General features: G+C 64.2%; 23 protein-coding genes. 9 read left to right on the forward strand and 14 right to left on the reverse strand.

Translation table 11 applies throughout. The features are described from left to right. The first annotated feature begins 348 nt into the window (after positions 1 to 348). The gene (locus H7I57_RS34075; protein ID WP_504928650.1) at positions 349 to 867 is read left to right on the forward strand and encodes a DUF6431 domain-containing protein; all 519 of its coding nucleotides are present in this window, start codon (positions 349 to 351) and stop codon (positions 865 to 867) included. A 411-nt stretch (positions 868 to 1,278) separates the two neighbouring features. On the opposite strand, the gene H7I57_RS33900 is transcribed toward H7I57_RS34075, so the two are convergent. From H7I57_RS33900 to H7I57_RS28590, 5 genes are all read right to left on the reverse strand, one after another. Further along, entirely contained in the window at positions 1,279 to 2,277 is a 999-nt protein-coding gene (locus tag H7I57_RS33900; RefSeq protein WP_372510481.1) for a PD-(D/E)XK nuclease family protein, read from the reverse strand. Continuing rightward, the gene (locus tag H7I57_RS28575) at positions 2,250 to 7,724 is read right to left on the reverse strand and encodes a DEAD/DEAH box helicase (RefSeq protein ID WP_264027843.1); all 5,475 of its coding nucleotides are present in this window, start codon (positions 7,722 to 7,724) and stop codon (positions 2,250 to 2,252) included. The genes H7I57_RS33900 and H7I57_RS28575 overlap by 28 nt, the downstream gene beginning before the upstream one ends. Before the next feature lie 18 nt (positions 7,725 to 7,742). Beyond that, positions 7,743 to 8,660 (reverse strand): hypothetical protein, encoded by a 918-nt coding sequence (locus H7I57_RS28580; RefSeq protein WP_264027844.1) that lies wholly within the window; start codon positions 8,658 to 8,660, stop codon positions 7,743 to 7,745. Continuing rightward, entirely contained in the window at positions 8,650 to 10,731 is a 2,082-nt protein-coding gene (locus H7I57_RS28585) for a hypothetical protein (protein WP_264027847.1), read from the reverse strand. The genes H7I57_RS28580 and H7I57_RS28585 overlap by 11 nt, the downstream gene beginning before the upstream one ends. Before the next feature lie 101 nt (positions 10,732 to 10,832). Beyond that, positions 10,833 to 11,774: a NaeI family type II restriction endonuclease gene (locus H7I57_RS28590; protein ID WP_264027848.1), complete on the reverse strand. Its 942-nt coding sequence runs from the start codon at positions 11,772 to 11,774 to the stop codon at positions 10,833 to 10,835. Between the two features lie 126 nt (positions 11,775 to 11,900). Between H7I57_RS28590 and H7I57_RS28595 the strand changes: the two genes are divergently transcribed. Beyond that, a complete protein-coding gene (locus H7I57_RS28595) occupies positions 11,901 to 12,737 on the forward strand; it encodes an HNH endonuclease (RefSeq protein ID WP_264027850.1) in 837 nt (278 codons plus the stop codon). A 10-nt stretch (positions 12,738 to 12,747) separates the two neighbouring features. Here H7I57_RS28595 and H7I57_RS28600 read toward each other — a convergent pair whose 3' ends face one another. Then, positions 12,748 to 13,743, reverse strand: a complete 996-nt coding sequence (locus tag H7I57_RS28600; RefSeq protein WP_264027852.1) for a DNA cytosine methyltransferase — start codon at positions 13,741 to 13,743, stop codon at positions 12,748 to 12,750. A 175-nt stretch (positions 13,744 to 13,918) separates the two neighbouring features. Between H7I57_RS28600 and H7I57_RS28605 the strand changes: the two genes are divergently transcribed. After that, entirely contained in the window at positions 13,919 to 14,293 is a 375-nt protein-coding gene (locus H7I57_RS28605; RefSeq protein ID WP_372510482.1) for a very short patch repair endonuclease, read from the forward strand. Positions 14,294 to 14,396: 103 nt separating this feature from the next. Here the strand turns inward: H7I57_RS28605 and H7I57_RS28610 are convergent, their stop codons facing one another. Beyond that, positions 14,397 to 14,549, reverse strand: coding sequence for a hypothetical protein (locus H7I57_RS28610; RefSeq protein WP_264027854.1), 153 nt, complete (start codon positions 14,547 to 14,549; stop codon positions 14,397 to 14,399). A 239-nt stretch (positions 14,550 to 14,788) separates the two neighbouring features. On the opposite strand from H7I57_RS28610, the gene H7I57_RS28615 reads away from it, so the two are divergent. Both H7I57_RS28615 and H7I57_RS28620 read left to right on the forward strand, forming a co-directional pair. After that, a complete protein-coding gene (locus tag H7I57_RS28615) occupies positions 14,789 to 15,502 on the forward strand; it encodes an alpha/beta fold hydrolase (RefSeq protein ID WP_264027855.1) in 714 nt (237 codons plus the stop codon). A gap of 167 nt (positions 15,503 to 15,669) precedes the next feature. Then, positions 15,670 to 18,618, forward strand: coding sequence for a Kelch repeat-containing protein (locus H7I57_RS28620; RefSeq protein ID WP_264027856.1), 2,949 nt, complete (start codon positions 15,670 to 15,672; stop codon positions 18,616 to 18,618). On the opposite strand, the gene H7I57_RS28625 is transcribed toward H7I57_RS28620, so the two are convergent. Further along, positions 18,611 to 19,228, reverse strand: coding sequence for an FHA domain-containing protein (locus tag H7I57_RS28625; RefSeq protein ID WP_264027859.1), 618 nt, complete (start codon positions 19,226 to 19,228; stop codon positions 18,611 to 18,613). The genes H7I57_RS28620 and H7I57_RS28625 overlap by 8 nt on opposite strands. 133 nt (positions 19,229 to 19,361) lie before the next feature. Beyond that, positions 19,362 to 19,754 (reverse strand): hypothetical protein, encoded by a 393-nt coding sequence (locus H7I57_RS28630; protein ID WP_264027861.1) that lies wholly within the window; start codon positions 19,752 to 19,754, stop codon positions 19,362 to 19,364. A 169-nt stretch (positions 19,755 to 19,923) separates the two neighbouring features. Here H7I57_RS28630 and H7I57_RS28635 point away from each other — a divergent pair, with 169 nt between their 5' ends. Both H7I57_RS28635 and H7I57_RS28640 read left to right on the forward strand, forming a co-directional pair. Then, positions 19,924 to 21,408 (forward strand): glutamate-cysteine ligase family protein, encoded by a 1,485-nt coding sequence (locus H7I57_RS28635; RefSeq protein WP_264027865.1) that lies wholly within the window; start codon positions 19,924 to 19,926, stop codon positions 21,406 to 21,408. A 25-nt stretch (positions 21,409 to 21,433) separates the two neighbouring features. Continuing rightward, a complete protein-coding gene (locus H7I57_RS28640) occupies positions 21,434 to 22,711 on the forward strand; it encodes an alpha/beta hydrolase (RefSeq protein ID WP_264027868.1) in 1,278 nt (425 codons plus the stop codon). A 21-nt stretch (positions 22,712 to 22,732) separates the two neighbouring features. Here the strand turns inward: H7I57_RS28640 and H7I57_RS28645 are convergent, their stop codons facing one another. Genes H7I57_RS28645 through H7I57_RS28655 form a run of 3 tightly spaced genes read right to left on the reverse strand, consistent with a single transcriptional unit; the run spans position 22,733 to position 23,641 of the window. Continuing rightward, the gene (locus H7I57_RS28645) at positions 22,733 to 22,963 is read right to left on the reverse strand and encodes a hypothetical protein (protein ID WP_264027870.1); all 231 of its coding nucleotides are present in this window, start codon (positions 22,961 to 22,963) and stop codon (positions 22,733 to 22,735) included. 37 nt (positions 22,964 to 23,000) lie between these two features. Next, positions 23,001 to 23,387, reverse strand: coding sequence for a type II toxin-antitoxin system VapC family toxin (locus tag H7I57_RS28650; protein ID WP_264027871.1), 387 nt, complete (start codon positions 23,385 to 23,387; stop codon positions 23,001 to 23,003). Then, positions 23,387 to 23,641 carry a type II toxin-antitoxin system VapB family antitoxin gene (locus H7I57_RS28655; protein WP_264027872.1) on the reverse strand — a complete coding sequence of 85 codons (255 nt, stop codon included), beginning with the start codon at positions 23,639 to 23,641 and terminating at the stop codon, positions 23,387 to 23,389. The genes H7I57_RS28650 and H7I57_RS28655 overlap by 1 nt, the downstream gene beginning before the upstream one ends. A 283-nt stretch (positions 23,642 to 23,924) precedes the next feature. On the opposite strand from H7I57_RS28655, the gene H7I57_RS28660 reads away from it, so the two are divergent. Next, positions 23,925 to 24,209, forward strand: coding sequence for a type II toxin-antitoxin system Phd/YefM family antitoxin (locus H7I57_RS28660; protein WP_264027873.1), 285 nt, complete (start codon positions 23,925 to 23,927; stop codon positions 24,207 to 24,209). Then, on the forward strand, positions 24,206 to 24,463 hold the full coding sequence (locus H7I57_RS28665; protein WP_264027874.1) for a Txe/YoeB family addiction module toxin: 258 nt from the start codon (positions 24,206 to 24,208) through the stop codon (positions 24,461 to 24,463). The genes H7I57_RS28660 and H7I57_RS28665 overlap by 4 nt, the downstream gene beginning before the upstream one ends. A 32-nt stretch (positions 24,464 to 24,495) precedes the next feature. On the opposite strand, the gene H7I57_RS28670 is transcribed toward H7I57_RS28665, so the two are convergent. Then, positions 24,496 to 25,644 carry a serine hydrolase domain-containing protein gene (locus H7I57_RS28670; protein WP_264027875.1) on the reverse strand — a complete coding sequence of 383 codons (1,149 nt, stop codon included), beginning with the start codon at positions 25,642 to 25,644 and terminating at the stop codon, positions 24,496 to 24,498. 1 nt (position 25,645) lies between these two features. After that, positions 25,646 to 26,548 carry an SPFH domain-containing protein gene (locus H7I57_RS28675; protein WP_264027876.1) on the reverse strand — a complete coding sequence of 301 codons (903 nt, stop codon included), beginning with the start codon at positions 26,546 to 26,548 and terminating at the stop codon, positions 25,646 to 25,648. Positions 26,549 to 26,679: the final 131 nt, after the last annotated feature.

The raw sequence follows: 26,679 nt of genomic DNA on the forward strand, positions 1-26,679 counted from the left end.
TGTTGAACGTCTCTCTGGATGGCGACCACGAGTAGCTCCTCCGTCATCGAGAATGCTGAAGCATGGTGAGCCTGGGACCGTTGGTCTGCACCGTCATCATGCCGAGGAACGCCGTGTGTGCAGCTGGCGCCGCTACGACTGGCCGCCGTGGTGCCGATGGTGATTGCTTACTGTTGGTCGTCACCGTCGGTGACGGCAGGTCATCGAGAGTGGTTGTGNCCAACACGAATTGACGCCTACTCGGCCTGCCCTGTGATAGGTAAGGCTGATGGGCAATGTGTACCGAGTGTCGCTGTGATCGTTGCCCGTACTGCCGAGCTGGCGGAGGAACACCTGACCGCTACCACGATGCGCTGTCCCCGATGTGCAGGCCGGCTAATCCGGTGGGGACACGCACGGGCGCGCACCATCCGGTCCCACGGTGCCGACACGGTGACGGTCACTCCCCGGCGGGTGCGCTGCACCGACTGTCACCGTACCGACGTGATACTGCCGGCTGCATTCCAAAGCCGGCGCGCCGATATCACAGCGGTGATCGCAGAAGCATGGCAGCACAAAGCATATGGTGTTGGCTATCGGCGTATCGCAGCCNGGCTCGGCCGGCCCGAGTCGACGGTGCGGCGGTGGCTGGTTCGGGTCACGACCGCGCATGTGCAGTGGATGTATCACCGCGGGGTGCATCGACTGGTCCAGGTCGCACCCGAGGTGTTCACTGAGCTGCGCCTGGGCGCCAATCCACTGCGCGACGCGTTGTCGGTGTTGGCTGCGGCCGCGTACTGGGACCGGCACCGGTTCGGCTTCACCGACCCGCCGTGGACACTCATCGGCACCTACACCCGAGGCAGGCTGCTTTCGCCGCCAGGCTGACCGGCCACGCTCCCGGCGTGTTGCAGTCGTCGGGCACGGCAGGTTCATGCCCGCACACCTGCAGCGCGTCCATCGCCGNGATGATCGGCACTCTCAACGCCGTCAATGACCGTCACGGTGCCGACATGGACACCACCACGCCGATCACGGCGTCACCATGCCGACAAACGGCCCAACGATGGTCGTCAATCACAGTGACGGCATCATCGGCATCGAAAGCGACGGACAACANCCACCACGCCGATCACGGCGTCACCATGCCGACAAACGGCCCAACGATGGTCGTCAATCACAGTGACGGCATCATCGGCATCGAAAGCGACGGACAACAGACGCAACCAAAACGCTCTGTACCCGCGGCGCGCCAACGCGGCGCGTTCATGTTGAGGTTCCAGCATCATGTTCATGAAGTCACGCGTCACGCAGAACCGAAAGCGCACTTACACGCGACCACTTGAAGCCAACAAGATCGACCGTTGACTTTGATCGCTGCAGGCGGACCAAACGAAGATGGTCGCCGATACTAGCTGTTACGAGCTCAGTCGGCACTCCGCTTACCCAATGAGTGCCGACTTCCGAGCGCAAGAGAATCGCCGTAACACCATTCGCCGCTCGCTCGATTCTTTCAATCGCCCCTTCGGCGCAATCGCTGCTCGTCCAAGCTGGTGCAGCGTCCCAATGCGATTCACAATCAATCCTTCGGCGGCAATACCGACATGTCTCAAGGGACGGAGTGGCAACCGACCTGTCCGCTTGGCGTGCATACTCAACAAGATCGAGCGCCGCTGCGACTGAGCTTTGGCTGACACCTATCGGCATGAGGCCCTTATTCAAACGAAACACCTCGGCCCGACGCGGAAGGACTCCGTACTCATGCTGAACGAGGTGCGCATATATGGTCAGCTGAAAATCGATCCACGGCGGTATCGATGCATCCCTAGCTGTTGGTGTCTTCAGATCTATGACGATGGCACCGTCTTGGCCAATTACGACAATGTCCGGCGTGCCGAGGAGCGCGCGTCGAGGATCTCGTAACTCTTCTTCCGAGATCACGCGGCTACCCTGGTGGAGACGCTCGGCGAGTTGCGACGCTCGCGCCAACAGACGAGCTCGCGTCGACGTCCACTCACCGACAACAGGTCTGCCGCCGGTCTCCGCGAGCACGGTATTGATCGCGTCAGACAGCCGGCCTCGGACATCACCGTCTCGGTACCCGTCCGATTTGATCCACAGCTGAACTGCGCGGTGAGCAACGGTGCCTGCATTTGGCGCATCGCTGGTCAAGGCAATCGCGGTATTCACTACCGGACTGACCGATGCAGCACACTCTGTCAGCCGCCATGCCCGTGTTGGCGACAACCACTCACGATCAACAGGATCAGTCACGACGGCGGCGAAATCGCTTCGCACAGTTCGAAGACCTTGCCAGGATCCCGGTCGAGCGTGAACGTGTCGGCAAAGACAATACCGCGAACGCCCTGGGCCTCGACTTCCGCCTGAGCCATGACTACCGCCAGCCGATCCCCGATAAATGCTGTCTCCGACGCTTCGAGCGGATGTCTCACAATAAGAACGTGATCACCAAGGCGCGGATGCGTGAAACGCACTGCACCTGGAACATTCGTGAGGGGAGATGCGTCATAACCGTGCGACCACGCCCGTAGTGCCGCAGTCTCAACGGCCGTATCAATCGTGAGTCTGCCGCCTTCGAGAACCTCCAGTAAATCGCGCGCGAGACGCCAATCCAGGAGCGCGTGGTACGACATGTTGCCGTAGTCCCGAAGACACCGATAGCACGAAGCACTGCATGAGTCAGCGTGATCGCGTTCAGCCAGCCGATCAAGATACTCGTGAAGTTGTTGAATCAACTCTTCCAAGATCGGTTGCTGCCCAAGATGTGTGGAGAACCCTGCACCATTCTCAAGCGTGTCGGCGATGAACGCGTATGGGACAGATTCGCCGTTGGCCAGTCCGGTGAAGATTCCCGCGACAAGTTCAAGCGGTTCGATGTCGAGCTTTGCGGCCGCTACCTTTCTGACAAGGAACGCGAGCGAATACCACGCCGCGCGTCGGCCATCTTTGAGTTCCGGCACTCCGTACGGTTGCACGGCGCCACCGAAATTCAGGCGCAGACCCTGATCCGCGATGGTGCCCTGCCGTGGACCAACAAACAAAAAATCCGTGGGCTGCACGGCCCCGAGTGCAACTTCGAGCTCGGCACCTGTCGCGGCGCTCTGGTTGAGTAAGCCCTTCTCCATCGCGTCGACCGAGACATATCCGCCCCAGTCCTGACCACCGGGTGCAGCTTCCCTGAAACGAAAAAGCCTGCCGCCGTTGTCATTGATGACGTAGCGGTCGCCAGGACCGAAGTACGCGACCGCAGATCCAAAATCTGTCTGCTGCAACTGAGCGAAGTCGGCATGCGCCCTCGCCGCCATCGCCCGCGGCGTCCAGGCGAAGTTGCCGTCGAAGTCACGCGCGGGCGACGAGCGGAAACCGCGCGGCTCCCGCAGTTGAAACGCGGCGAAACCCTCTGGACCATAACCACATCGCGGGCACGTTGCGACATCACCGATGTCGTCGTCAGTTAGAAAGGAACAGGAGCGGCAAAGATGAATGGGCCGCTCGGTGCCAAGAACATCGTCCGCCGGAGGCTGGGGACGCGGCCCGATAGGCTCGAAATCAACGACACCGACGGACGTGTACACGCGCCCGTCTCGGACAACCTCACTCAGTGGGGCAAATTGGCTCACCGCCATCGCCAGGTCACGATCGATCACCCGCGAAGGGGGCCACGGATATGACCTGTAGGGGCGCCTGAGATACAGATATCGCACGCTGGTCGGGAATCCAAACATCGGGAGCACACCGCGTTCAGCAAGCCGCTGGCTCAGATCGTCGTGTCCGACTCCTGAGACTGCATCGGAAATTAGCGCTGGCAGTTGGGCTATCACCTCATCAGCCAAGCTGTCGCTATCCGCGGCAAGCGGCGTGCGGTCAGAAACCGCGCGTGCGACCTCCTGAATAAGATTGCGGTTTGCCGAGAGCCATGCGCTGAGAACCGGTGCCGCAGCGTTCCATTCGGCCACCATGCCGAATCCACCGTGCACGTTAACCGTCGGCGTGAATGATCCACCGCTAGTGAGGATGCTTTGTTCCACATCGGGCATCGCTTGGCGCAGCACCTCAGCGTTTAGCGATCGCAAGAATATCTCACGCCTGTTGACGGCTAGGTATGGCTGAGGAGTGGGATCGTTCGTGATCCGAGTCGGCTGGTCGAAGTAGTACTCGTCGTGACTACGTCCGCGGCATACGGTTAACGCGATCGCGACGGGTGTCCCCCGTCGACCAGCGCGGCCGACACGCTGCTGGTAATTGAAACGTGTCGGCGGCATGTTGCCTAACACCACTGCAGACAAGGAGCCGATGTCGACGCCCGCCTCCATCGTGGTCGTGACACTCAACAGATCAACGCCATCAGCACGCGCGATCTCGTTGTCGAGGAACACATTTTGGAATCGCGACTGCCGAGCCTGGGCATCTATCCGATCAGTTTGGCCAGTCAGTTCCTCGCAATTCAGGCGAAAGTGGCCAGAATCGGTGGTTGCCTTCCAACCGTAGTAGTCGTCCTCGGGGGAAACTGGTGTGCCTTGAGCCGGTAGTGGTTGCTGGCATCGGGTGCAGTAGCCGCAGCCGCGGACTAGATGCAGCCTTCGGCAATTGCCACAAACCCATCCGGCGCCGTCACCCTGGCGCAGTACAACGGCATTGGGATCAATGAGGAAATCACAGACAGCTGCGCCGCATTGGGCGTCAAACTTTACCCTCAGCTCACCTTCGGTCGGCCCACCGGCCTGTTCGATGGCCCTCCAAAAGTTCCGGAGTTGTCGCGGAGGGTCGCTGCGGGGATCACGCAGCCCATAGAACCGGCGTGTGTCCGCGAGCACGCGCAGACCCGACCGCGCGTAGGCGAGGTCGTTCGTTGGCGCGATGTCGAGTGGCATGGCGTCATCCGCAAGTGCCAGCCACCCGAGCCCGAGTGATTCGAAATCACGGCCCACACCAGAGAAGAGGCCTTCAAGCATCTCACTTAACAGCGACTGATTTATCGTAGCGAGGAGTCGCTGTTGGTCCGCGGAAAGGTTGCCTCGTGGGACGGGCGGCGCGGCGCTCCAGTCGTAGAGCGTGGGCCAACGCCGACTCCCTTGTCCTCCAGTTTCTTCCATACTGGCGTGCGGGCCGCCGGGGTTCATTCCCAAATCGAGTAACTGACCAGCGATAGCGCCACTGGAAGCCTCGATCGTCGGCCCGCGCCCGAGCCGCGCCACGAGGGGTGTCTCATCTTCAGGTTTCGTACCTGGGCGCTGCTCCCAGACATCTCGAATCTGCGCAAACGTTGTCGCATCCCGCGCTTCGAGTCGGCTATACGCGGCCCACGTCTCGTCAGTCCGAACCCGATCAACGACATTCGCTCGCGCCAACTGAATGTCCGCTGCAGGATCACCACCGCTGTCAAGCTGCCGATGCAACAAAAGTCGCAAGAGGTCTTGATAGTGCCGGAGACCAAGGCCCGACGACAGTTTTGCCGCGTCCTGACGGCTGTCTGTGAAGAGGATCAACTTTCTGTCGCGGCTCGGGAGGTCGGTCGCCAACTCCGTAGTGAGAACTTGATTGATCTTCTCAAAGCCGGTGCGCATCGCCCTAATCGGCGAGCGCTGGGTCAGTGGGTCGGTGTGCGGCAAACGAACGCCCCCACGCCCGTACTGAACTTCCCAGTCATCACCGCAGGCTGGACACACAGTCGGGTACGGGCTAACAGTGGCAGGGTCGCGGTGCTGGCGGGCGGCGGCCGGAACGACGGCATGGAAGGTCCAGCCCGTGTGTCCGCCGCTCGCACCGGTCACGCGAATAGCGCCCGATGCCGGCACAAGGACGGACCGACGGAAGGCATATCGCACACGTCCGTTGTCGCGTCTCCAGGTCGTTTGATCGGGGGCGGTTAGTGCGTTCGTCGGATTTGGCCAGTAGACGAGATAATTGACGGCAGTCCGGTCCAATCGGACCTGATCGGGCAGCTTGCCGAGCTCAGGGATGTCCGCTAAAAGCAGCGTGTCAACCCGGTTTTGCTGTGTCGCCCCGTCAGGTGTAAATCCTCCAAGAAGCACGTCACCACAGTTCTGGCAGTACAGCAGCTCCAGCACCCGCGCACCACACGTGCAGCGCGTTGTCGGCTCAGCGTGCAGGCGGCCCACAGTCCGCGACGAACCACCCTGTCCCGGCGCATCAGGGCACGCGGGGTCTGTACAGGCCCAGAGTCCAGGGATGTTACGAAAGAAGTAGTGGGCCCTTAGTTTCGGGTCCGCAGCATCGGGGGCAACCGTGAATCCGTTCAATAGGACATTGAGAGCCTCGTCCCGTGCTTCTGGCTTTGCGTCGGGAAATATCTCTGCGGCAACAACATCGAGCGTCTTCGCTACAGTCGACACGCGCTCTGCGTTGCCGTGGTCGATGAATGCCCGACGCATTGTGTCGGTCAATCTCCGGTCTCGGGCCAACTGGACTGACCCCTCAGCATCCGCCGCCAAAATCGCCGACACGTCCTCGTCCGACCCCACCGGCGCAACGTCCGGCATGTCGAGTTCGCCTTCGACGAAGTCGAATGAACTCGCGGCCACACCGAATAACTCTTCGAGATACTGCTGATCACGTTGCGCGTCAAGCGAAGCCGATGCAGCCAGGATACGCAGTTGATCCGGCCGCTGGTCCAATCCGAGCCGATGCTTGAGTTTCCGCAGTAGATATCCGACCTCGGTCCCAGCAGTACCCCGATAGGTGTGCAACTCATCCACCACAAGGGTAAAGCGGTTATCGGGGCTGGCGTCCAACCACTGCCGCGTCGAGGCGAAGAAGCTCTGATCACGATCGCGCAGGAGCATCACGTTGAGCATTGAGTAGTTGGTGACGAGCACGTCCGGCGGTGCATCGATCATGTCCCAGCGCGATCGCATCTCGGCACCGTCGAGTCTCGGCACGAAGAATTGAATGTCTGGGTCGCCGGTTTGACTGGCGACCTGCGCCGCCCGCGCCGAACGCACATCAGTCTCAGTCAGGATATCCCGTAAGCGGCTCACGGCGAGTGTGGTTTCACGACTCCCTGTGACAGGTGTCGCACCGGTATACCGCCCGAAATAGAAGCGATGTCCCCGGCGATTTGCGTCGAGCCATTGCCTTGCAGCGTCACTGTCGAGCGCGCGCCGCATCCGCATCAGCTGATCGTCCACAAGTGCGTTCATCGGATACAGAATCAGCGTCCGGACAGCTTGCGGACGCTGACGCTCATCAGCGCGCTGCGACTGAAAGGGCGCACCTGTAGTACGCCACCAGGGGCGAAGGCTGGCCGCAGAACCCTGCCAGTTTCGGGATTCTTCGAGAAGTGAAGCAATCACCGGCAGCATGAACGATTCCGTCTTGCCTGATCCGGTTCCGGCGGTGATCACCATGTTCCGGCCCCGCGTCAGGCCGGCCGCCAAGGCACGCTCCTGATGTGTGTACAGACGAATGCTCGGCGGTATCAGACCCGCGGCCGCGAAGGCGCCCAGTTCGACTGGCGCGCCGCATTTCGCGACGGATTCACCTACTGTACGCGGAACGTTGACGTACTCCGGCCGCAGCTCGATCAAGGGAAAGCGGTATGCGCCGTTGTCATGGTCGAATAATTCGCGGCGCTCCTGCTGAAGCCGAGGATCGGCAAGCCCGAAAGGGGTCTCATAGTACCGAAAGTACGCGTCGCGCAATCGATTAAACGTTCCCATGACGTCGAGGCCGCGCGCGGGAAGTACGGGAAGCGTTGGAGGCACTATAAACTCCTCTAATTGCTAGGTGATGGAAGTGAGTCTCTGGCGTACGGACCGCGCTACTTGGTCGGCCACTGCTCTTGGAACATTCCGATAGATTGCGGTCTTTGCGAGTTCACCGAAGGCGGTCGGCTGACCGCTGCACAGGACGAGCGCGCGTGCCTGGAGCGGTGGGAGTGGTGCATCCTGGTCAATAAACAACGTGCCCATCTCGTAGTCGCCGTCAACGCGATCAAGCCGCCAGCGGAAGACCTCGATCCCGTTCTCGGCCAGGGCCCAGAGGACACCGTCTGCATGGACAGTGTGAAACCATTCGTCGCCGTTGCGGTACAGGTATGAGGGACGGCCTTGCACGGAGATCTGGCAGAGCCCGGAATGGCTTGTCAGCCTTCCATCTACGAACCGTAGGGCGCCATCCAATTGAAGGTATTTCACTGGCGCACTGTAAGCAGGTGGCGCGGCGGGCTCTCCCAGCCGCAACGGCGATAACCTGTTCGCGATATATTCGGCCGCACGGCCGCCGTAGTCGACGCCACAAATATTCAGTCCTTCAACAAGATCTTTGATCGAATCCGACTGTAGATAGACCTGGGTCGGAGTCGTCAGCCGCAAATCGCTCGTTGCGCACAAGATTGTTTGCAGTGAGAGTAGATCGCCGAGTTCCTCTACTAAACCCAAGCGACGACAGCCAGCAAGCACTGTCGTACCACCGCACGACGGCAGCAGCACGGCAACTGGCGGAGCCATCGCCCAACGTCCGCCGACCCAGTCAACTTCGACATGCGCCAAAGCAGTCATGTCCCGCAACCACCGGCCCGTTTCAAATGGCTGAGGATTCAGATCCGCGTTTCGGGCCAGCCACGCTACGCGTTGCCGAAGATCCCGAATATCGCCCTCTGCTGTTGCACTCATCCATGCGAGCATGAGGTCAGCGTCCATCGAACCTCTCCCATGCGGTCCGGTACATCTGCCAGATCGGGTCGTCGGCAACGACAACCTGACATAGCTCCCGCCAGACCTCACTGTCTCGCGGTGATAGACCACGAAAGTTTGGTTGCTGCACACGAATCCTGATGACCGACCATCGATCGCGACGCTTCTGCGCTAGCCATGTCGCCTTCGGCTGATCGACCTCGAACATCGGGAAGCTGAGCCCATCGAAACCGGCTGGCGGTGGCGGTTCTTTCATCTCGTCCAACTGACCGCTGGGCAGGATGAGCCAGTTCTCTGATGCCCCGCGGCGCGCAAGCACGGCATTACGTTCGTGTGCTCTGTCAGCGCATAGGGATCCGCAAATCGACTGCGGCAGAGGCAAATCACCTAACCTGCCATTCGACCAACCAAGTCTGCCAATACCGGTCGGGTTCCGATCGTCTGCGTGACCCGACGCGACCACGAATGTCAGCTCTTCCCCGTCTGCACGAACAACGTGAGTTCCCTCTGGCCATGGGCCGATCCGACTGATAGGAAAAGGGAAGATCGATGCGAGTAGGCTATCGGTAGTCCCGTCAATGGAGACATCCGTCTTACGAGGTTCTGCCCCAACCGGAAGAGCGAGATCTGGCTCACCACCGGGAAAGTAGATATTCCTGCCGATGCTGCGAAGGATCGGCAGACCATTCACCAGCCGGGGGCGGATGTTTGCACCCACTCGAAGGTTCGCAGCGACCGTGACAGGCAGAACAGCCATCGCCTTCTCAAGTGAAGTCTGGTCGCTGAACGTCACGCCGTAGAGAATCGCGTAGCCGGAGAAGATTCCGTCCACGATCGACTGGGCCATACGCTGCCATCCACTATCAGCTGCATCGTTCAATACACGTTGGACCGCTGGAACAGTCTCTGACGCAACGAGAAGTACATGTTCTTCGTAGGGCTGCAGCGCATCAACCGACATCCACCCGCCGGCATCAGCATTGTCTTCCAGCACAAAGAGTTTCGATGGTTGAAACTCCGCAACGCAATACTTGCCGCGTGCGGCTAGGCCGACTGTCAGTGCAGCAGTGCTCACCGGCGGCAAGCCATCGACCTCGAACATAGAGCTGTACGGATCGGTCGTCAGCAACGCTGTAAATTCTTCGCCACCCGAAAGTCCCTCTAACAGATCCTCAGTCACATCCGACACTGCTGGGATCACCCACCAGGCCGCGCTCCGATCGATATCAACCACCAAGCGCAGATCAAGTCGGCGAAGACCCTCGGCGGTGATGATCTTGCCGTCCCACGCGACCGCAAGCTGATGTACCACCGTTCGCATGTAGTCCCCAACAGTGGGCTCACTGAGCGACGCAATGAAGCGCCCGCTGAGTCCTTGTGCACGAGTGCTCGTCCAGACACGCAACATCGAAATCAGAGACGACTGGCTTGGTATACCTTCACTTCCCAGGTTGAGCTTGTCGAAGAACCGAGTAAGCGCGGCGCGGTCGCTCTTACGCACTAATGTCTGCGAAAGCGGATAGCCAATCCGTGTGAGTTCCGGATGCTCGCGAATTGTCGAGAGGCCGAACTTGCCGCCGTTCTCGTCCAGCCAGCGATCGAGCCTGACCCACATCTCCGCGACGGCCGTGAAGGCTCCTTGATCACGAAGGGCGGTTCGAAGCGCAGCTACGTCAGCCTCCGATCCATCCGGCAACATCGCCTTCGCGAGTGGGATGTAATAGTTGTTGCTCGCTATCGCCCCATCTCGTGACATCTCAGAAGCAGCCAGCACACTGAGTGCAAGAATCGGCAGTGTAGGCGGCGGCTCGTCCTGCAATCCTCGGCGCCAGGTAGCTTCCACCCTTTCGATTCGAGCGAACATCGATCGCCCGGCGGTGACGTCCACAAACTGACGCACGGCGCCGGCCAGTGACCGGGGTCCATCTTCACCCACGTCGGCAAGGTCTTGCAGTACCGCGCGGTCGACGAACATGACCACAGGTTGCTTCTCACGGCTGTTGAAGAACTCCGCGGCCAGTCGCGCTTGCCAAGTTTGGTAGGCGTCCGGCAGGCCCGCCGCACCTCCGCTCGTCACCAATCCCCCATATGCACACAATCCTGTCGCAGACAGTAGCCCAGCCAACAGCTGCAGCGAGGTGTTTCCGCGCCCGGCGTGGCAAACGTGCCGCTACACCTTCAGCGCTGTCCGCGGCCGACCTCAGGCGCGGTCACCACTGGGTCGCCAGGCCTTGCCACCGCCCATCGTTGAGCATCAATCACCGCTACGGGGTCGAAGCGATCCAGATGAGCGGGTACGACGCGAGCTGCGACCAGCTCACCCTTGCGAGGAACAGGCAGCCCCAACGCTTGCGCCACGAGGGGGTCGTTGTCCTGATGGCCGAGGACCAAGATTCCCTCGGGGCGAAGCGCTGTCCTGGCGCCTCCGTTGCCACGCGCGCGCTTCATGAAATCGTCCTGTTGCGCGACGGTGGCGAGCTCCGCCCGCCGCACGATGCGGCCGCTTACCTGGCGGAACAGCTCGTTGACGCGCGCTTGTCCGTGCTGACTCCCACGCCTTGCCCTAGCGCTGAAGATCTCATCGCGCGTTGCAGCGTCAATCTGATGGAACAGGTTCGGCGCAAGCCCGGGATGATCGGTCCACAACCAGCGGATCTGCTGGCGGCCAGACAGTGACAGCGAGGTCTTCGCGTCGCGGTTATGCGTGCCCCTCGTCGCTTCGGGTGCCACCCGTACAAGGCCAGCTTGCCAGGTCGATGTCTCGTCGTTCGCCGTCACCAGCAGCGCAATCTCGCCGATGACCTCCGGCGGCAGCATCCAGCCGTATGGCCTCATCGAGTATTTACAGTCCACCTGTACGCCGGCGATGCGATAGTCCGTCTTGTCGCCGTCATCGAAGTTGAACTCGCGATGCAGGTTGATCTCGACCAGGGTGCCCATGTGGGTCTTCTCGGTCTTGTGCAGGTCGTTGAAGTTCCAGCGACCGGTGTGCTGGCCGTCGTAGAGCTGGTCGAAGGTCTCACGCAGCACTGCGACCACACGGTCGCCGGTTGGGTCGAGCCGGTACAGCTCGGCTTCGGCTGCGTCTAGCTCGGGGTCCGGCGCCCACCCGATGTCCACTGTCACCCCCGAGCCGCAAACGTTGACAGCCCGAGGGTATCGCCGCCTGCGGACAACTGACGTGGGCCACGTCGAAACGGACCAAACCTCGCCCGACCTACAAAGCGCAGTGGATACCCTGCCCGGGTGGACAACACCGAGGAATTGCCACTGCCGCTGCCGGAGAGCTCCGACCTTCACGAGATCGTCCGCGAGCAGGAGCTACGCCGTATCTATCGGTACCTCTACCAGCGGCGCGATGATCCGCCGACGACCGTTGAAATTGAGGGCTACCTCGCTGAAATCACAGGCGAACATCACAGCCAGCGAGGTCGCCGCGTCCGCCAGCTATATCCGTTCTTCTGGATCGACAAGATCCCAAACGGCCGCAGACCCCGCTACTACTTAAGAGCACGAAAGCCCCCGCGACCGGAAGGGCCGCGAGTCGACCGGAAGACGCGGGCTCAGGTGCTCCAACCGCAACGATGCGCTATGTGCGGCCGGACTCCACTTGGAGACGGCGTAAAACTCGATGTCGACCACAAGCTCCCCCAGGAATGGGGCGGCACGAATGACATTGAAAATCTGCAGCCGCTCTGCGAAGAATGCAACAACGGCAAGAAGGACCACTTCCGCACATATGACCCATTCGTCGAGCAGATTCGGCAAGCCGCTACATACGACGAGCCACAGCGGCGGATCGGCGAGCTGCTTCTCGCATTCGGCACCGATGAGTGGATTCGTTCCGACGTGATCTCAATCGTCGCTAGCGCCAAGCTATATCAAGAGGACTGGCAGCGACGGATGCGAGACGTGCGCTTCATCGGGTGGGACTACAAGTACAAACGGAAGACCGAGGGTGGGCGAGTTAGGACGTACTACCGGCTCACCAAGTCAGCCCCGTGGCCGGGGAACATCATCGCTGCGATAAAGCTTGAGGCTGCGCGACGAGGTAAGAAATCCAGCTTGGACGACGACGCCTGATGCCGACGTGTTAGGCGTTCACGACGGCGCGCAGATGTTTAGCACTCCGGCGGCGCGGCACTGCTTTCCCGGTAATCGCTGAACGAATCTGTCGCCCAACAGCTTCCGCAACCGGCGGCGGAAACGCATTACCGATCTGCCGATACGCTGCGGTCTTGCGGCCATAGAATTTCCATTCGGGCGGGAAACCCTGGATTGCAGCAGCCATTTCGAGGGTGAGCCGCGGTGTGTGGTCAATGGGCGTCAGCTCATCTGGACCGTAATTCGCCAGCCCCTTGCCGTCCACGCCGAGTTCGAGCCACGCAGCCCGGGCGCGGGTTGGCCCGAGGTCGGGTCCACCATGCTTGCGCGACCCGCCGACGATCGTCGGGCCGATCCCGTCCGCGCGCTCCGCCCATGCGTCAGCGCCTGCCCAGCCGTCACGGGCCATGAGGTTATGCAGCGTCCTGCCAACCGTCGGCGGCGTACCCATCGCTCCGGGCCATGCGAACCGCTCGAAATACTGAGGCAGCGCGGCTACCAAAATGAACCGCGGACGCAACTGCGGCACACCAAACTCGCTGGCGTTGAGCACCTGCCAGTCGGAGTCGTAGCCGAGGTCGTTGAGCCGATCCTTGATCGACGTGCGATAGGTGTGGAACCTCGCCGTTGACAATCCGCGGACGTTTTCCAAAATGACTGCTTTCGGCTGCGCTTCCTCGACGAGACGGAGCGCCTCCGGGAACAAATCACGTTCGTCGTCCTCGCCCAGCTGCTTGCCGGCAATCGAGAATGGTGGGCACGGGACGCCGCCAGCCAGAAGATCGATACCGCGATATGCAGTCCCGTCAACGCCGCGGACATCACCCTCATGGATCTTCCATCGGCTCCGGTTCAGCCGCAGCGTCTGGCATGCATCTGGGTCGATCTCGACGGCAAGCTCATGCCCGAACCCGGCGAGGTCAAGCCCTAGCGACTGACCACCGGCACCCGCGCAAATTTCCAGGCAGCTCAGCTTGCTGACCATCTCACCCCTCCGCCTTCTATCGAACATTTGTTCGATAGAAGACACTACCGCGGGATAGTACGGGTCGTCAAACCCCTGCGCGTACCGTATCCGTATGGTCGTCGAGGACGGCGATGGCGCGCCGACAACACCCGAAACGGGCGTGTACGTCACAACCCCTGGCCGATCCCGAAACATGGCCGCGATCCGGCGTCGGGACACGAAACCCGAGGTCAGCTTGCGTTCGGCCCTCCATCGCCGCGGCTACCGCTTCCGCAAGGATTTCGCCATCCGGGTCGACGGCAAGCTCATTCGGCCTGACATCGCTTTCACCAAACATCGCTTCGCCGTCTTCATCGACGGCTGCTTCTGGCACAGCTGCCCCGAGCACGGTCGGCAACCCAGCGTGAACGGCGCGTATTGGTCCCCTAAGCTCGAAGGCAACGCCCGACGGGACCGGGACCAGACGGCGGCACTGCAATCCGCCGGATGGAACGTGGTTCGGTTCTGGGGTCACGAAACGGAGGACACGGTTGTCGCGGCAATCGAAGCAATTCTCAGACCTTCCTGAGCATTGTCGGAACCGTTTCCTATTGTCGGCAGCATGAGCGAGTTACGGGCGAACCGCTTTCGCCTTGCACCTCTGCGAATGCGTTCGCCTGTAGCTCACGACGCTATCGCGCGACCCAGATGACAAAGGCGTCGATGTTTTCGTCGCATCTGACCGTGTCGTTGACGAATAATTCCCCCACCAGGTGGCCGTCCTCGGCCACCGCGATGAAGGTGGCTTCCTCCTTGTCGTACCTCACCGAGCCTTGCACGAACATCGCCGCGAACTAGTGCCCGTCGGCTCCGAGAACGACGAGCTTCAATCCTCCGGCACCCTTGAGGTGCCGCACCGCTTCGGCACGTGTCGCGACCATCGTTGGGATCTCCTGTCTGCTGACGGCAAGTTGTACCGAGTATCTCCGAGGGATCCAGGGGAGAGATGCCGGCAACACCCGACCTCCGCACCGGGGCCGTTCGGCTCTAGCAAACAGACCAGTCGTCGGCAACCGTGGCATGTATGAGGGGACCGGGCCGGACCAGACCATTCCCCACGGCGGTCGGCGGCACCGTGCCGCAGGGTGTCGCCGAGGTGGGCGAATGTCGGCTCGGCGGTGTCGACCAGTGGGTGCTGGTCCGCGGCCGCGAACTGGCCAACCCGCCACTGATCCATCTCCACGGTGGACCGGGTTTCAGCGAGACCCGCCTTCTCAGGCACTTCAACTCTGACATTGAGAACCGGTTCACCGTCGTCTACCGGGACCAGCGCGGCACCGGCAAGTCGTTCCGCCCGAGCATCCCGCGATCGTCGATGACCGTTGAGCAGTTCCTCACCGACCTCTACGAGCTGGTCGACATGGTCTGCGCCCGCGTCGGCAAGGAACAGGTTGTGCTGCACGGCCACTCGTGGGGCTCCCTGCTCGGTGTGCTCTACGCCGACCGGCACCCGGAACGGATCGCAGCGTACCTCGGCACCGTCCAGATCGACGATGCGGCGGCTGCGGAGTCCGCCTCGTATACCTGCCCGCTCGCCGCTGCCGAACTGCGACGCAACCGCCGGGTCTTGGAGGCGCTGCGCGCTATCGGTCCGCCCCCTATCCGGCATCCTGTGTCTTCTCCGCGGACCTGGCTGCAGCGCCTCGACGGCCAAAGCGTGCCATTTCCGGGCGATCAGCCGCAGAATCAATCCACAGGCCCCGTTGAGACTGCAGACAGGGCGGAGAAGTTCGAGTAGCGCCCTCCCTCAGTGCAGCCTCAACGGCCGCGCGGCCCGGTGACAGTGTGACGCGAGTGCCCTGCGCTCGGTCACGCCCGGTACGCAACCGTCAAAGCCTGCGCAAACACAGCCGCTGAGCGGTACCTTTAGCCCAATACTCGCACTTCACCGGAGGACGTAGGGCGATGGCGGGCGAAATAGCGTACGAGCTGGCATCCGCCGGATTCGTCGACGCCGTCGAGGTGGGCAGGGGCGGTGGCGGCGTCGTCTACCGCTGCCACCAGCAGTCACTCGGGCGCACCGTCGCCATCAAGGTCCTCGCATCCAATCTCGACCAGGACGACCAGGAACGATTCCTGCGCGAGGGCTACGCGATGGGCGGACTATCGGGCCACCCGAACATCGTGAACATCCTGCAGGTCGGCATGACCGAACGGGACCGGCCCTTCATCGTGATGCCCTATCACGCAAGGGGTTCGCTCGCCGACCAGGTGCGGCGGCAGGGCCGGATCCCGTGGCCGGACGTGCTGCGCATCGGCGTGAAACTGTGCGGGGCGCTCGAAACCGCGCACCGGACAGGCACTTTGCATCGCGATATCAAGCCCGCCAATGTGCTTGTCAACGACTACGGCGATCCGCAGCTGAGCGACTTCGGCACCGCCCGCATCGTCGGCGGGTACAAGACGGTCACCGGGTTCTTCACCGGCACACTGTCCTACACCGCACCCGAGGTGCTCACCGGTAAGCCACCGACGGTCGTGGCAGACGTCTACTCGCTGGGCGCCACGATGTACGCGTTGATCGCCGGCAAGGCCGCGCACGAGCGCAACACCGACGAGGAGCTGATCGCGCACTACCTGCGGATCACCTCGCAGCCGGTACCGGATCTGCGTCACCTCGGCATCCCCTCCGATGTGTGCTCGGCGATCGAGAAGGCGATGGCGCTCGATCCGGCCGAGCGGTTCGACTCGGCGGCCGAATTCGGTCGCGCCCTGCAGGAAGCCCAGCGGCACAACGGGTTGACCGCGGACGCGATGGCGATCAGCGAAGCGTCCCCTCCTCCCGAGCAACCCGAGGGCACACAGGCGATTCCGCTGTCGGAACCGTCCTACCCGTCTGCCGCGCCACCCATCCCGGTCAACGTGCCACCGGCACCGCCGCCGGCCCCGCCCCCACCCGACATGTTCGCCCGCAGCCCGTCGAACACACCGTGGAGCCCTCCTCCCCCGCCGCCCGTCGCGCCGCCGAAGGACCGCAAGAAGACACTGATCGCGCTCGCCGCCGCGGCGGCCGTGGTGCTGCTGGTGATCGGCGCCGTCGTGATCGTCGCGTCGTCGAGGGACACCGGCGGTGGTGGCGACCCGACGCCGGCTGCGCAGCCGGCCGCCGAAGCGCAGCCGGGGTGGCGGGCGATCGCCGACGCCCGCACGGCCCTCGCCGGGGCGGCGGCCACGCAGGCCGACGGCACCATCTGGATGTTCGGCGGTATGGACGCCGACGACCGGGTCAGCGGCACCCACGAGGGGTACGACCCCGCGATCGACAGCTGGAAGGGCGGCGAGGCCCTGCCGGTTCCGGTGCAGCGCGCGATGTCGGTGACCTGGCAGGACACCCCGGTCGTACTGGGTGGCTGGCGCACCGAGGGCGCCAACCCGAAGGTCGCCACCGATCGGGTGTGGCGGGTGGTCAACAGCCGCTGGATGGAGTTGCCGCCGCTGCTGCAGCCACGCGCGGCGGCGGCGGCCGCCGTGGTGGGTGACCGCATCGTCGTCACCGGCGGCGTGGATGCCGACGGCAGGGTGCTGGGCACCACCGAGGTGTACGACGGCACCGGGTGGAAGCCGGGCGCGCCGATGCCGACGCCGCGGCAGCTGCTGGCCGCGGCGTCTGACGGCAAGCTGGTCTACGCGATCGGCGGCACGAACGGGACGGCGGACCTGGCGACGGTCGAGGCGTACGACCCGGCCGCCGACACCTGGACGACCATGCCCGCGCTTCCGGAGCCACGCAGCGACTTCGGCGTCGCGGTCACCGACGCCCGATTGGTGGCGGTCGGCGGCACCGCCGGGGGGCGGCCCCTCGGGACTGTGACCGCGCTCGATCTGACGACCTCGACGTGGTCCGACCTGCCGGACATGGGCACCGCACGTCACGGTGTGGCCGTGGCGGCCGTCGGCAAGACGGTGTACGCGATCGGCGGGTCCACCGGCGCCGGCGACGGCCAGGCCACGTCGTCGGCGGAAGCGCTGAAGCTGGCGCCGCGCACGCCGCAACCCGCGGCGCGGTGGCGCTCGCTGCCCGACGCGCCGACCGCCCGGCTGATGATGGCGTACACCGTGCTCGACGACAAGATCTGGCTCATCGGCGGAATCCGCGAGGGCGAGACGCTGCAGACCGTCGAGACGTACGACCCCCGAACCCAACAGTGGCAACCGCAGCCGTCGCTGCCGATCCCGCTGAACCATGCCGCGGCGGCGACCTACCGCGGCGAGGTCGTGGTGATCGGCGGCGCCACCGACACCATCACGCAGGCGTCGGACAAGGTGTTCGCGCTCCGTGGCGACACGTGGGTCGAGTTGCCGAGCCTGCAGCACGCGCGGGCGGCGCCGGCGGCGGCGGTGGTCGACGACGAGCTCGTCGTGGTCGGCGGGCAGAACGACAAACAGATCGTGCCCCAGACTGAGGTCTTCGACGGCCAGTCGTGGACGCAGGCGGCCGATATGCCCACTCCCCGTGAGCATCTCGCGGCGGTGTCCGACGGCGTGTACGTCTACACGGTCGGCGGCCGGCTGCTCAGCGCCGACGAGAACTCGGCGGCATTCGAGCGGTTCGACCCAGCGTCCGACAATTGGGAGAAGTTGCCCGACATGCCGTCTCCCCGCGGCAGCTACGGTGCGGCGTTCGTCGACGGCCGCATCGTGGTGGTCGGCGGCGAGGAGCCGACCCGCGTGCTGGCCACCGTCGAAATGTACGACATCGCCAACCGCAAGTGGAGCACGCAGGCGCCGATCAACACGCCGGTGCACGGCCAAGCGGTCGCGGTGGTCGGCTCCACCGTCTACCGCATCGGGGGCGCCGACCGGCCGACCCACGAAGGGCCGGTGGCGACGGTCGAGGCGCTGGACTTCACGTAGCGCTGTCGCGCAACTGGGCGAGGGTGACCGCGCCGCGGCGCAGTGCCTCGTTGGCCAGCCGGACGCGCCGGTCGCCCTCGGTGGGGATGGCGAACTTGTCGTACAGGTTCTGCAGGTGCTGTTTGACGGCGGCCTCGGTGACGAAGAGCTCGCCGGCCATCGCCTTGACCGACGCGGGTTCGGGGAACGGGTCGTCGGAGACCAACGGCCGGCACAACGCCACGAGCACATCGTCTTCGCGGCGGGTCAGCCGCGGCGGCGCCTCGAGGGGCTGGGCAGAGACGGTCTGCTCGTCGCGGCGGCCGTCGGCGGGGTCGTGGACCATCCAGAAGATCAACCGCGACTTGCCGACGCGCACCTCGTCGCCGGAGTGCAGGACGCGTTCGGCGGTGATCTTTTCGCCGTTGAGGTAGGTGCCGTTGCGGCTGCCCATGTCGCGGATCGACCATGCGGCCCCGAGGTTTTCGAAGACGGCGTGCAACCGCGAGACGGTTTCGTCGTGCTCGAGCGCGATGTCGTTGCCCGAGGCCTTGCCGAGGGTCACGCGCTCGCCGCCCAGTGGGACGAGCTCCCGGCCGGCCGGCTTGAAGACTTCCAGGTGGGAAGACATGCGCACCTCCTATGCAGGCATTGTGGCGTAGCGCCGAGGTTCGTGGCCTGCGAACGCGGCGTTCGACGGCCGAGTGCGCGGCGGGGCTCGGCCCGTCACCGGTTCGGGTGACGGGCCGAGCGGGGGGTGGCGGTCAGGGCTGGGCGAGGACCGGGGCGCGATCGAGGACGGGGGCGCGGTTGACCACCGGCGGCTGGACGACGTCGTCGCCTTTGGGTTCCGCCGGCTGGAAGATGCCACCGCCCTTGATCACCGGCGATTGGAAGATGCCGCCGCGGCTGGGCGCTGTCGTGATCGTGATCGTGCCGCCGCGGCAGCTGACGATCTTGCCGTCGACGAAGACGTCCTGGCCGTCGTCGATCGGGATCGGGTAGCCGTCCGCGTCGGTGTAGGCGCAGCTACCGGCGGGCGCGGGCTCGTTGTCGACCGCGAAGGCGGTGGCCGGGGCAACGGCGAGGACGGCGAAGGCGCCGAGGAGGGTTGCTGCGTACTTGAGGCCGGACAGCTTGGGGGTCGATGCGGTCATGATGTTTGCCTCTCGATTGGTGCTGGGTGGTTTTGTTGTTGAGAGGAACACTGCTACTCAGAGCCCCCAGCCGTAATCGCCGGCAAGCCAGAGTCCCGTGCCGGAATGGGAAGACTTTCCTATCCCGCAGGTAAGAATGGGATCCACGAGCGCCGCGAGGAGGTGCGTCATGGGTGAGCGTGTCGAACCGTCCGCCCTGGTGGGTGGCGACGGCCACGCGGTGCAGCTCAGGCTGGAGCGGTGTGTCGCCGCTCTGCGGCGCATGGTCGACGGGGGCTGGTTCGACGACCACGACGACACCGTCGGCATGGAAGTGGAGTTCGATCTCGTCGACCCGTTGGGCCGGCCGCGGCTGATCAATGACGCGGTCCTGGCACGGCTGGGCCGCGCCGACATGCAGCATGAGCTCGGCCAGTTCAACGTCGAGCTGAATCTGGCGCCCCGCCGGCTCCGGGGCCGCGTCCTGCGCGAGTGTGAATCCGACCTCGCCGGCGTGTTCGACCGGTGCCGGGCGGCGATCGAAGTGCTCGGGGTCCGGCTGGTCGCGGTCGGCATGCTGCCCACCCTGAGCGCCGAGCAGCTGACCGCAGAGCACATCTCGCACAGCCCGCGCTATGAGCTGCTGGCACGGCGCGTGCGCGCTGCTCGCCACCGCCCGTTCTCGGTGCGCATCGTCGACGGGTGCGAGCCGGTGGAGTTCAGCACCGACTCGGTCGCCCCCGACGCCGCCACCACCAGTCTGCAGCTGCACCTGCGGGTGCCGCCGGACCGGTTCGCCGCCTACTACAACGCCGCCCAGTCGATCGCCGGCGCCCAGCTGGCGGTGGCTGCGAACGCGCCCTACCTGCTCGGTAACCAGGTCTGGCAGGAGACCCGAATTCCGTTGCTGGAGCAGCTTCTTGACACCCGCCGCCCCAAGGAGCTCCGAAGAGGTGCTCCGGCGCGGGTTCGCCTCGGCGACCGGTGGATCGACGATCCCGTGGAGTTGTTCGACGAAACCGTCCGGGACTTCCCTCCGCTGATTCCCACGCTGGAGGCCGAGGATCCCGACGTCGCCGTCGATGCGGGGTGTGTTCCGGGCCTGCGCGAGCTCCGGCTGCACAACGGCACGGTGTGGCGTTGGAACCGTCCCGTCTACGACGTCCAGGCCGGACGCCCGCAGCTGCGCATCGAAAACCGGGTGCTGCCCAGCGGACCGACCGCCGTCGACATGATCGCCAACGCCGCGTACTACTACGGCCTGGTCCGCGCGGTCGCCGACGATCATGCCGGCGATCCCGCCCGGTGGGAGCAGATGCCGTTCGCGGTGGCCGAGCGGGACCTGCACCGTGCGGCGCGCGAAGGTCTGGCGGCCGAATTGTCTTGGCGCGGCGTCGACTATCCGGTCGATCGGCTCACCTGTGAGATCCTGCTGCCGGCCGCCGCGGCGGGGCTCGATGCGTGGGGGGTTGATCCCGACGACCGCGATCGGTACCTCGGCGTCATCGAAGCGCGGGTGCGAAGCGGCCGTACCGGTGCCGCCTGGCAGGTCGAGACCGTGCGCCGTCTTCAGGAGCGCGGGCTTGATCGCATCGCGGCACTGCACGAAATGACGCGGCGGTATGTCGAGCACGCGCACACCGGCGCACCGGTGCACGAATGGCCCGTGTCATGACTGCACCGCACCCTAGGGTGGCCGAATGCGCACGGATCGAATCGTTCACATCGGTCGGCAGATCGGGTCGTCGGCTGTCACGGCGGTGACCGCCGCGTCGACACTGAACGGCTACCGGCCGTTGGCACGCAAGGGCTACCCGTCGATCCTGTCGTTCGGGTTCGGTTTGGTGGTGAGCGAGTTCCCGCTGCAGACGCTTGTGAGCCAGCTCGGCGGGCTGGCGTTGACCACTCGCCACCTGACCCGCCCGGTGCGCGCGATCGCCTGGGTGGTGGCCGGCATTTCGGCGGCGGGTCTGCTGAACTTCAACCGCGCGGGTCACAAGGCCGCTGTCCCGCTGCGCGCAGCGTTGGACAGCGGCCTGGGCACCGGCCGCCGCACGGACTCAACGGGCCTGTGGCGCCGGCCAGTCGGTGCCGGCACCGCCAAGAGCTCGGGTGCGCTGCGGATGTTGCGGATCTACCGCGACTACACCCACGACGCCGACATCAGCTACGGCGAGTACGGCAGTGCCAATCATCTCGACCTCTGGCGGCGTCCCGACCTCGACCGGGCCGGGAAAGCACCGGTACTGTTCCAGATCCCCGGCGGCGCCTGGATCACAGGCAACAAGCGTGGACAAGCACATCCATTGATGAGCCATCTCGCCGAACTCGGCTGGATCTGCGTGGCGGTCAACTATCGGCACAGCCCGCGCAACACGTGGCCCGACCACATCGTCGACGTCAAGCGCGCGCTGGCGTGGGTCAAGACTCATATCGCCGAATACGGCGGCGACCCCGACTTCATCGCCATCACCGGCGGCTCGGCCGGTGGCCATCTCTCATCGCTGGCTGCGCTGACACCCAATGACCCGCGATATCAGCCGGGCTTCGAAGACGTCGACACCGGCGTCCAGGCGGCGGTCCCGTTCTACGGCGTCTACGACTTCACCCGCTTCGAGGACGCGATGCATCCGTCGATGCCGGAGCTGCTTGAGCAGATGGTCATCAAACAACCGCACAAAACGAGCTTCGAGACGTATGTCGACGCGTCGCCGGTGAACCATGTCGCCGCGGACGCCCCGCCGTTCTTCGTCCTGCACGGGACCAACGACTCGCTGGTTCCCGTCGAACAGGCTCGGGCATTCGTCGCGAAGCTGCGGGACGTCAGCACCCAGCCGGTCGTGTACGCCGAATTGCCGTTCGCCCAGCACGCATTCGACATGCTCGGCTCGGCGCGCGCCGCACACACGGCTGTCGCCGCCGAGCAATTTCTGGCCGAGATCTACGCGAATCACCGGTGTGCAGTGACCGACCAGTAGCGGCGCTGAAGCCGGTGCAGTTCACGGCGAAGCGGACCGTGGGTGGCCCGCCCGTCGAGCCCGGGCCGACGGGCATCCACGCGCCAGGAGGTCGTCGAGGCCGACGCCTTTCTTCTTGAGCAGCTTGGTGGCGTGCTGGGCACGTTCGTCGGCCGATTCAGCGAGCCGCGCGAGCGAGCGCTTGCGTTCGTCGTCGGCCTTGGCACGGGTGGCTCTGGTCGACTTGAGCGCCGATCCGCGTAAACGGATCATCCCTTGCTCGAGTTAGTCGGCCCCCCGAGTCGTCCCTTCAGGACCCGCCGATATCGGTCTGCGCGAAATCGTCGCCTTTGAACAGCAGAGGCTGGTTGCTGACCTTGGCCAGGGCATAGGAGAAGCAATCGCCGTAGTTGAGGGCTGCGCGGTGCCGCCCTTTGCCGTATGTACGGTAAGCGATCCGAGCGACGTCGGCTTGGTCGGCGTCGACGGCCACCAGATCGACTGCAGCCCGATGAAGCCAAAGGTCCAGCTCACGCCCACCAGGCTCGCCGAATCGTGCTTCGATCACGATCGCCGTCTCCACATACGATGCCGTCGACATCAACCGCGTGCCGTCCGCTTCGACAGCGGCCTCGAACACGTCGGCCTCCGGTTCGTCGCTCAGCATGGCTACCAGAGCCGACGTGTCGATGACCATTACGCGGGCAGACCGCGGTCGTCGTAGCCGAGGATCTCATCGGCGGATCGGTTGTCGACGACCGGCAAGGCTGCGCATCGACGACGGATCGCAGCCAGCTCCTCGCGCAGCGGAATACTTCTCGTGCGCCCCGTCTCACGGGCCAGCCGCTCGCGCAATGCGACCAAGACTGCTTCGGTCAGACTCTCTCCCGTCCGAGCAGCCAGTTCCCGGGCGAGTCTGTCCGCCTCGGGGTCCTTGATACTGAGCGCCATGTCGAGATTATATATAGAAATCTTGAATCCAGACACTTGTCTTCGCGCTGCGATGCAGGTGCTTCGCCTGCTCTATGACATCCCAGGACTCAAGAAATGATCCCGCACCGTCGATCGGCGTGGTCGTCGGAGGCAAGCCGGCGTAACAGTGGGGCCGTCATGCTGCTGCCCGGCGGTCGTAGCGGCGGTCGAGCAATGGCCCGTGTCATGACCGACCAGCATCGTACGGACCTACCGTACCATTGTGATACGACTTTCCTGTACGAGAAAGGGTGGTTCCCACGTGAGCATCAGCGCCAGTGAGGCTCGGCAGCGCCTCTTCCCACTTCTCGAACAAGTCAACACCGACCATGAGCCGGTACGCATCACTTCCAGGGCAGGAGATGCGGTGCTCATGTCCGCCGACGACTACGACTCGTGGCAGGAAACGGTCTACCTACTGCGCTCGCCCGAGAATGCCCGCCGACTCATGGAGGCCGTCGCGCGCGACAAGGCCGCCCAGCACGCAACCCCGCACGTCACCAAGTCGATCGACGAACTTAAGGAGATGGCCGGCGGCGAGGAGTGAGACACATCAACTTCGACCCAGATGCCTGGGAAGACTTCCTGTTTTGGTTGGCCTCCGACCGCAAGACGGCTCGACGGATCACGAGACTGATCGGAGAGATCCAGCGCGATCCGTTCGGAGGGATCGGCAAACCGGAACCGCTCAAGGGCGAACTGTCCGGATATTGGTCTCGGCGAATCGACGACGAACACCGGCTCGTCTACCGAGCAGACGACAACGAAGTCAAGATTTTGAAGGCCCGATACCACTACTGACAAGCCCGAACTCAAAGCAGCACCGACAGGACTCAGACCGCGGCGCCGAGCTCCGCGTAGACCGCAGCCTCGAAGCCGAGGATCGTCTCGACCATCTTGTCGTCGAAGAACGGCAGAAGCTGCGTCGCGATCACGGCGCCGATCCCCGCCGTGCGGTCGATCCAGAAGAAGCTGTTGAACAGCCCCGACCAGTCCGCCGAGCCGGCGCTGCGCATGCCGGGCAGGTCGACCAGGTAAAGGTGAAACCCCAGGCCCCACCCCTGGGGGACGTCGAGCAGCTCGACCGGCCTGGCCAGCTCGGGGATCGTCGGCTCCATCTGCTTCGGCAGCGGCGCCCCGTCGAGGTGGTCCCGCAACGCGAGCTCGACGGTCTCCTCTTTGAGGATGCGCGCGCCGTCGAGCTGGCCGCCGTTGAGCCAGGCGCGCACGAAACGCCCGTAGTCGGCGATCGTCCCGTAGGACCCGTGGCCGGCGGCGTCCCACTCCGGCTGCGCCGGCAGGTCGAGGTCGGTGGCCATCAGACTGCCGTCCGGCGCCCGGAAGCGGACCGGCAGCAAGCGCGCGCGCTGCTCGTCGGTCGGGTCGAACGTCGAGTCCGTCATGCCGAGCGGGCCGTAGACATGCTCGGCGAGGTAGTCGGCCAGCGTCTGGCCGCTGGCAGCCTCGACGACCATGCCGACCCAGTCGGTGCTGACGCCGTACTCCCACACCGTGCCGGGATCGTGGACCAGCGGCGCGCTGATGCTCTCCTTGATGCCCTCGAGCGGGTTGGGAAAGTTCTGCCCGGTGCAGTATGCGAAGAGCTTCTCGTTGAGGAAGTGGTAACCGCAGCCGGCCGTGTGGTTCATCAGATGCCGGACGGTCGCCTGCGTCTTGGGCGCCCGCAGGACCGGCTCACGGCCTTCGAAGTGGTCAAGCACCTGGAGCTCGCCGAACTCCGGCACGATCGACGCGACGGTCGCGTCCAGGTCGACGCGCCCCTGCTCGACGAGCTGTAGCGCCGCGGTGGTCGCGACGGCCTTGGTCATCGACGCGTTGCGGAACATCGTGTCGGGCTTCGCATCTCCGGCTGCGCCCTGGTAGAGGACACCGTCGCGGCCGACCACCGTCGCGGCGACGCCATGCAGCGACCCGTCAGCGGTCACGCCGGCCAGAAGGTCGTCGATTCGCTCGAACCCCATCTCAAGCTCCTTTGCTTTCGGGGATATTCGAGCCATCATCGCATTGCGTCAGCGCAGATGAAATGCCCGAGAGCGACGCCGTCAGCGCAGCCTGAATGTCGGTGTTCGACCGCGACTCGTCATCCTCGGCGAGTCCCTCGCGCCCCTGCGGCGTCGACCGTTCCAGGAAGCGCAGCAGTTCGACGGGGAACGGCAGCACCAGCGTCGAGTTCTTCTCCGCGGCCACCTCCACGACGGTCTGCAGCAGCCGCAGTTGCAGTGCCGCGGGTTTCTCGGACATCACGCCGGCCGCCGCGGCCAGCTTCTGCGAGGCCTGCAATTCGCCGTCGGCGGTGATGACCCTGGCCCGTCGCTCCCGCTCAGCCTCGGCCTGGCGGGCGATCGACCGCTTCATCGAGTCGGGCAGGATCACGTCCTTGATCTCGACGCGGTCGATGTGAATGCCCCAGCCCAGCGCGGGGCTGTCGATCATCAACTCCAGGCCCTGGTTGAGGTGCTCCCGGTTGGACAGCAGGTCATCGAGGTTGCTCTTGCCGATGATCGACCGCAGCGACGTCTGCGCGACCTGCCCGATGGCCGACATGTAGTCCTGGACGTCGACGGCCGCCCGCACCGGATCGGCCACCTTGAAGTAGATGACCGCGTCCACCCGGACGGTGACGTTGTCGCGGGTGATGCCGTCCTGGGCGGGCACCGGCATCGTGATGATCTGCATGTTCACTTTCTGCAGGCGATCGGCGACCGGTATCAGCAGTGTCAGGCCGGGCTCGCGCACCCGGGACCGCACCTGCCCGAACCGGTACACCACGCCGCGTTCGAACTGTTGGATCACGCGCACGCTGGTCCCGAGGACCGAGAGCAGTGTCAGGGCGACCAGGCCGGCCACTACGTAGAGGGTGATCATGATGACTCCATTCCGCCCAGCATCGCGTCGAGGCACGGAACGGTGAACCTCGCCGTCGGTGCGTCGAGGCCCGAGGGAAATCCGACCGATCTCCGGCCCATGGGGCCCGAGTCCATAGTTCGATTGTGGCA

This window comes from Mycolicibacterium pyrenivorans, from assembly GCF_025821625.1.
Taxonomy (GTDB): Bacteria; Actinomycetota; Actinomycetes; order Mycobacteriales; family Mycobacteriaceae; genus Mycobacterium; species Mycobacterium pyrenivorans.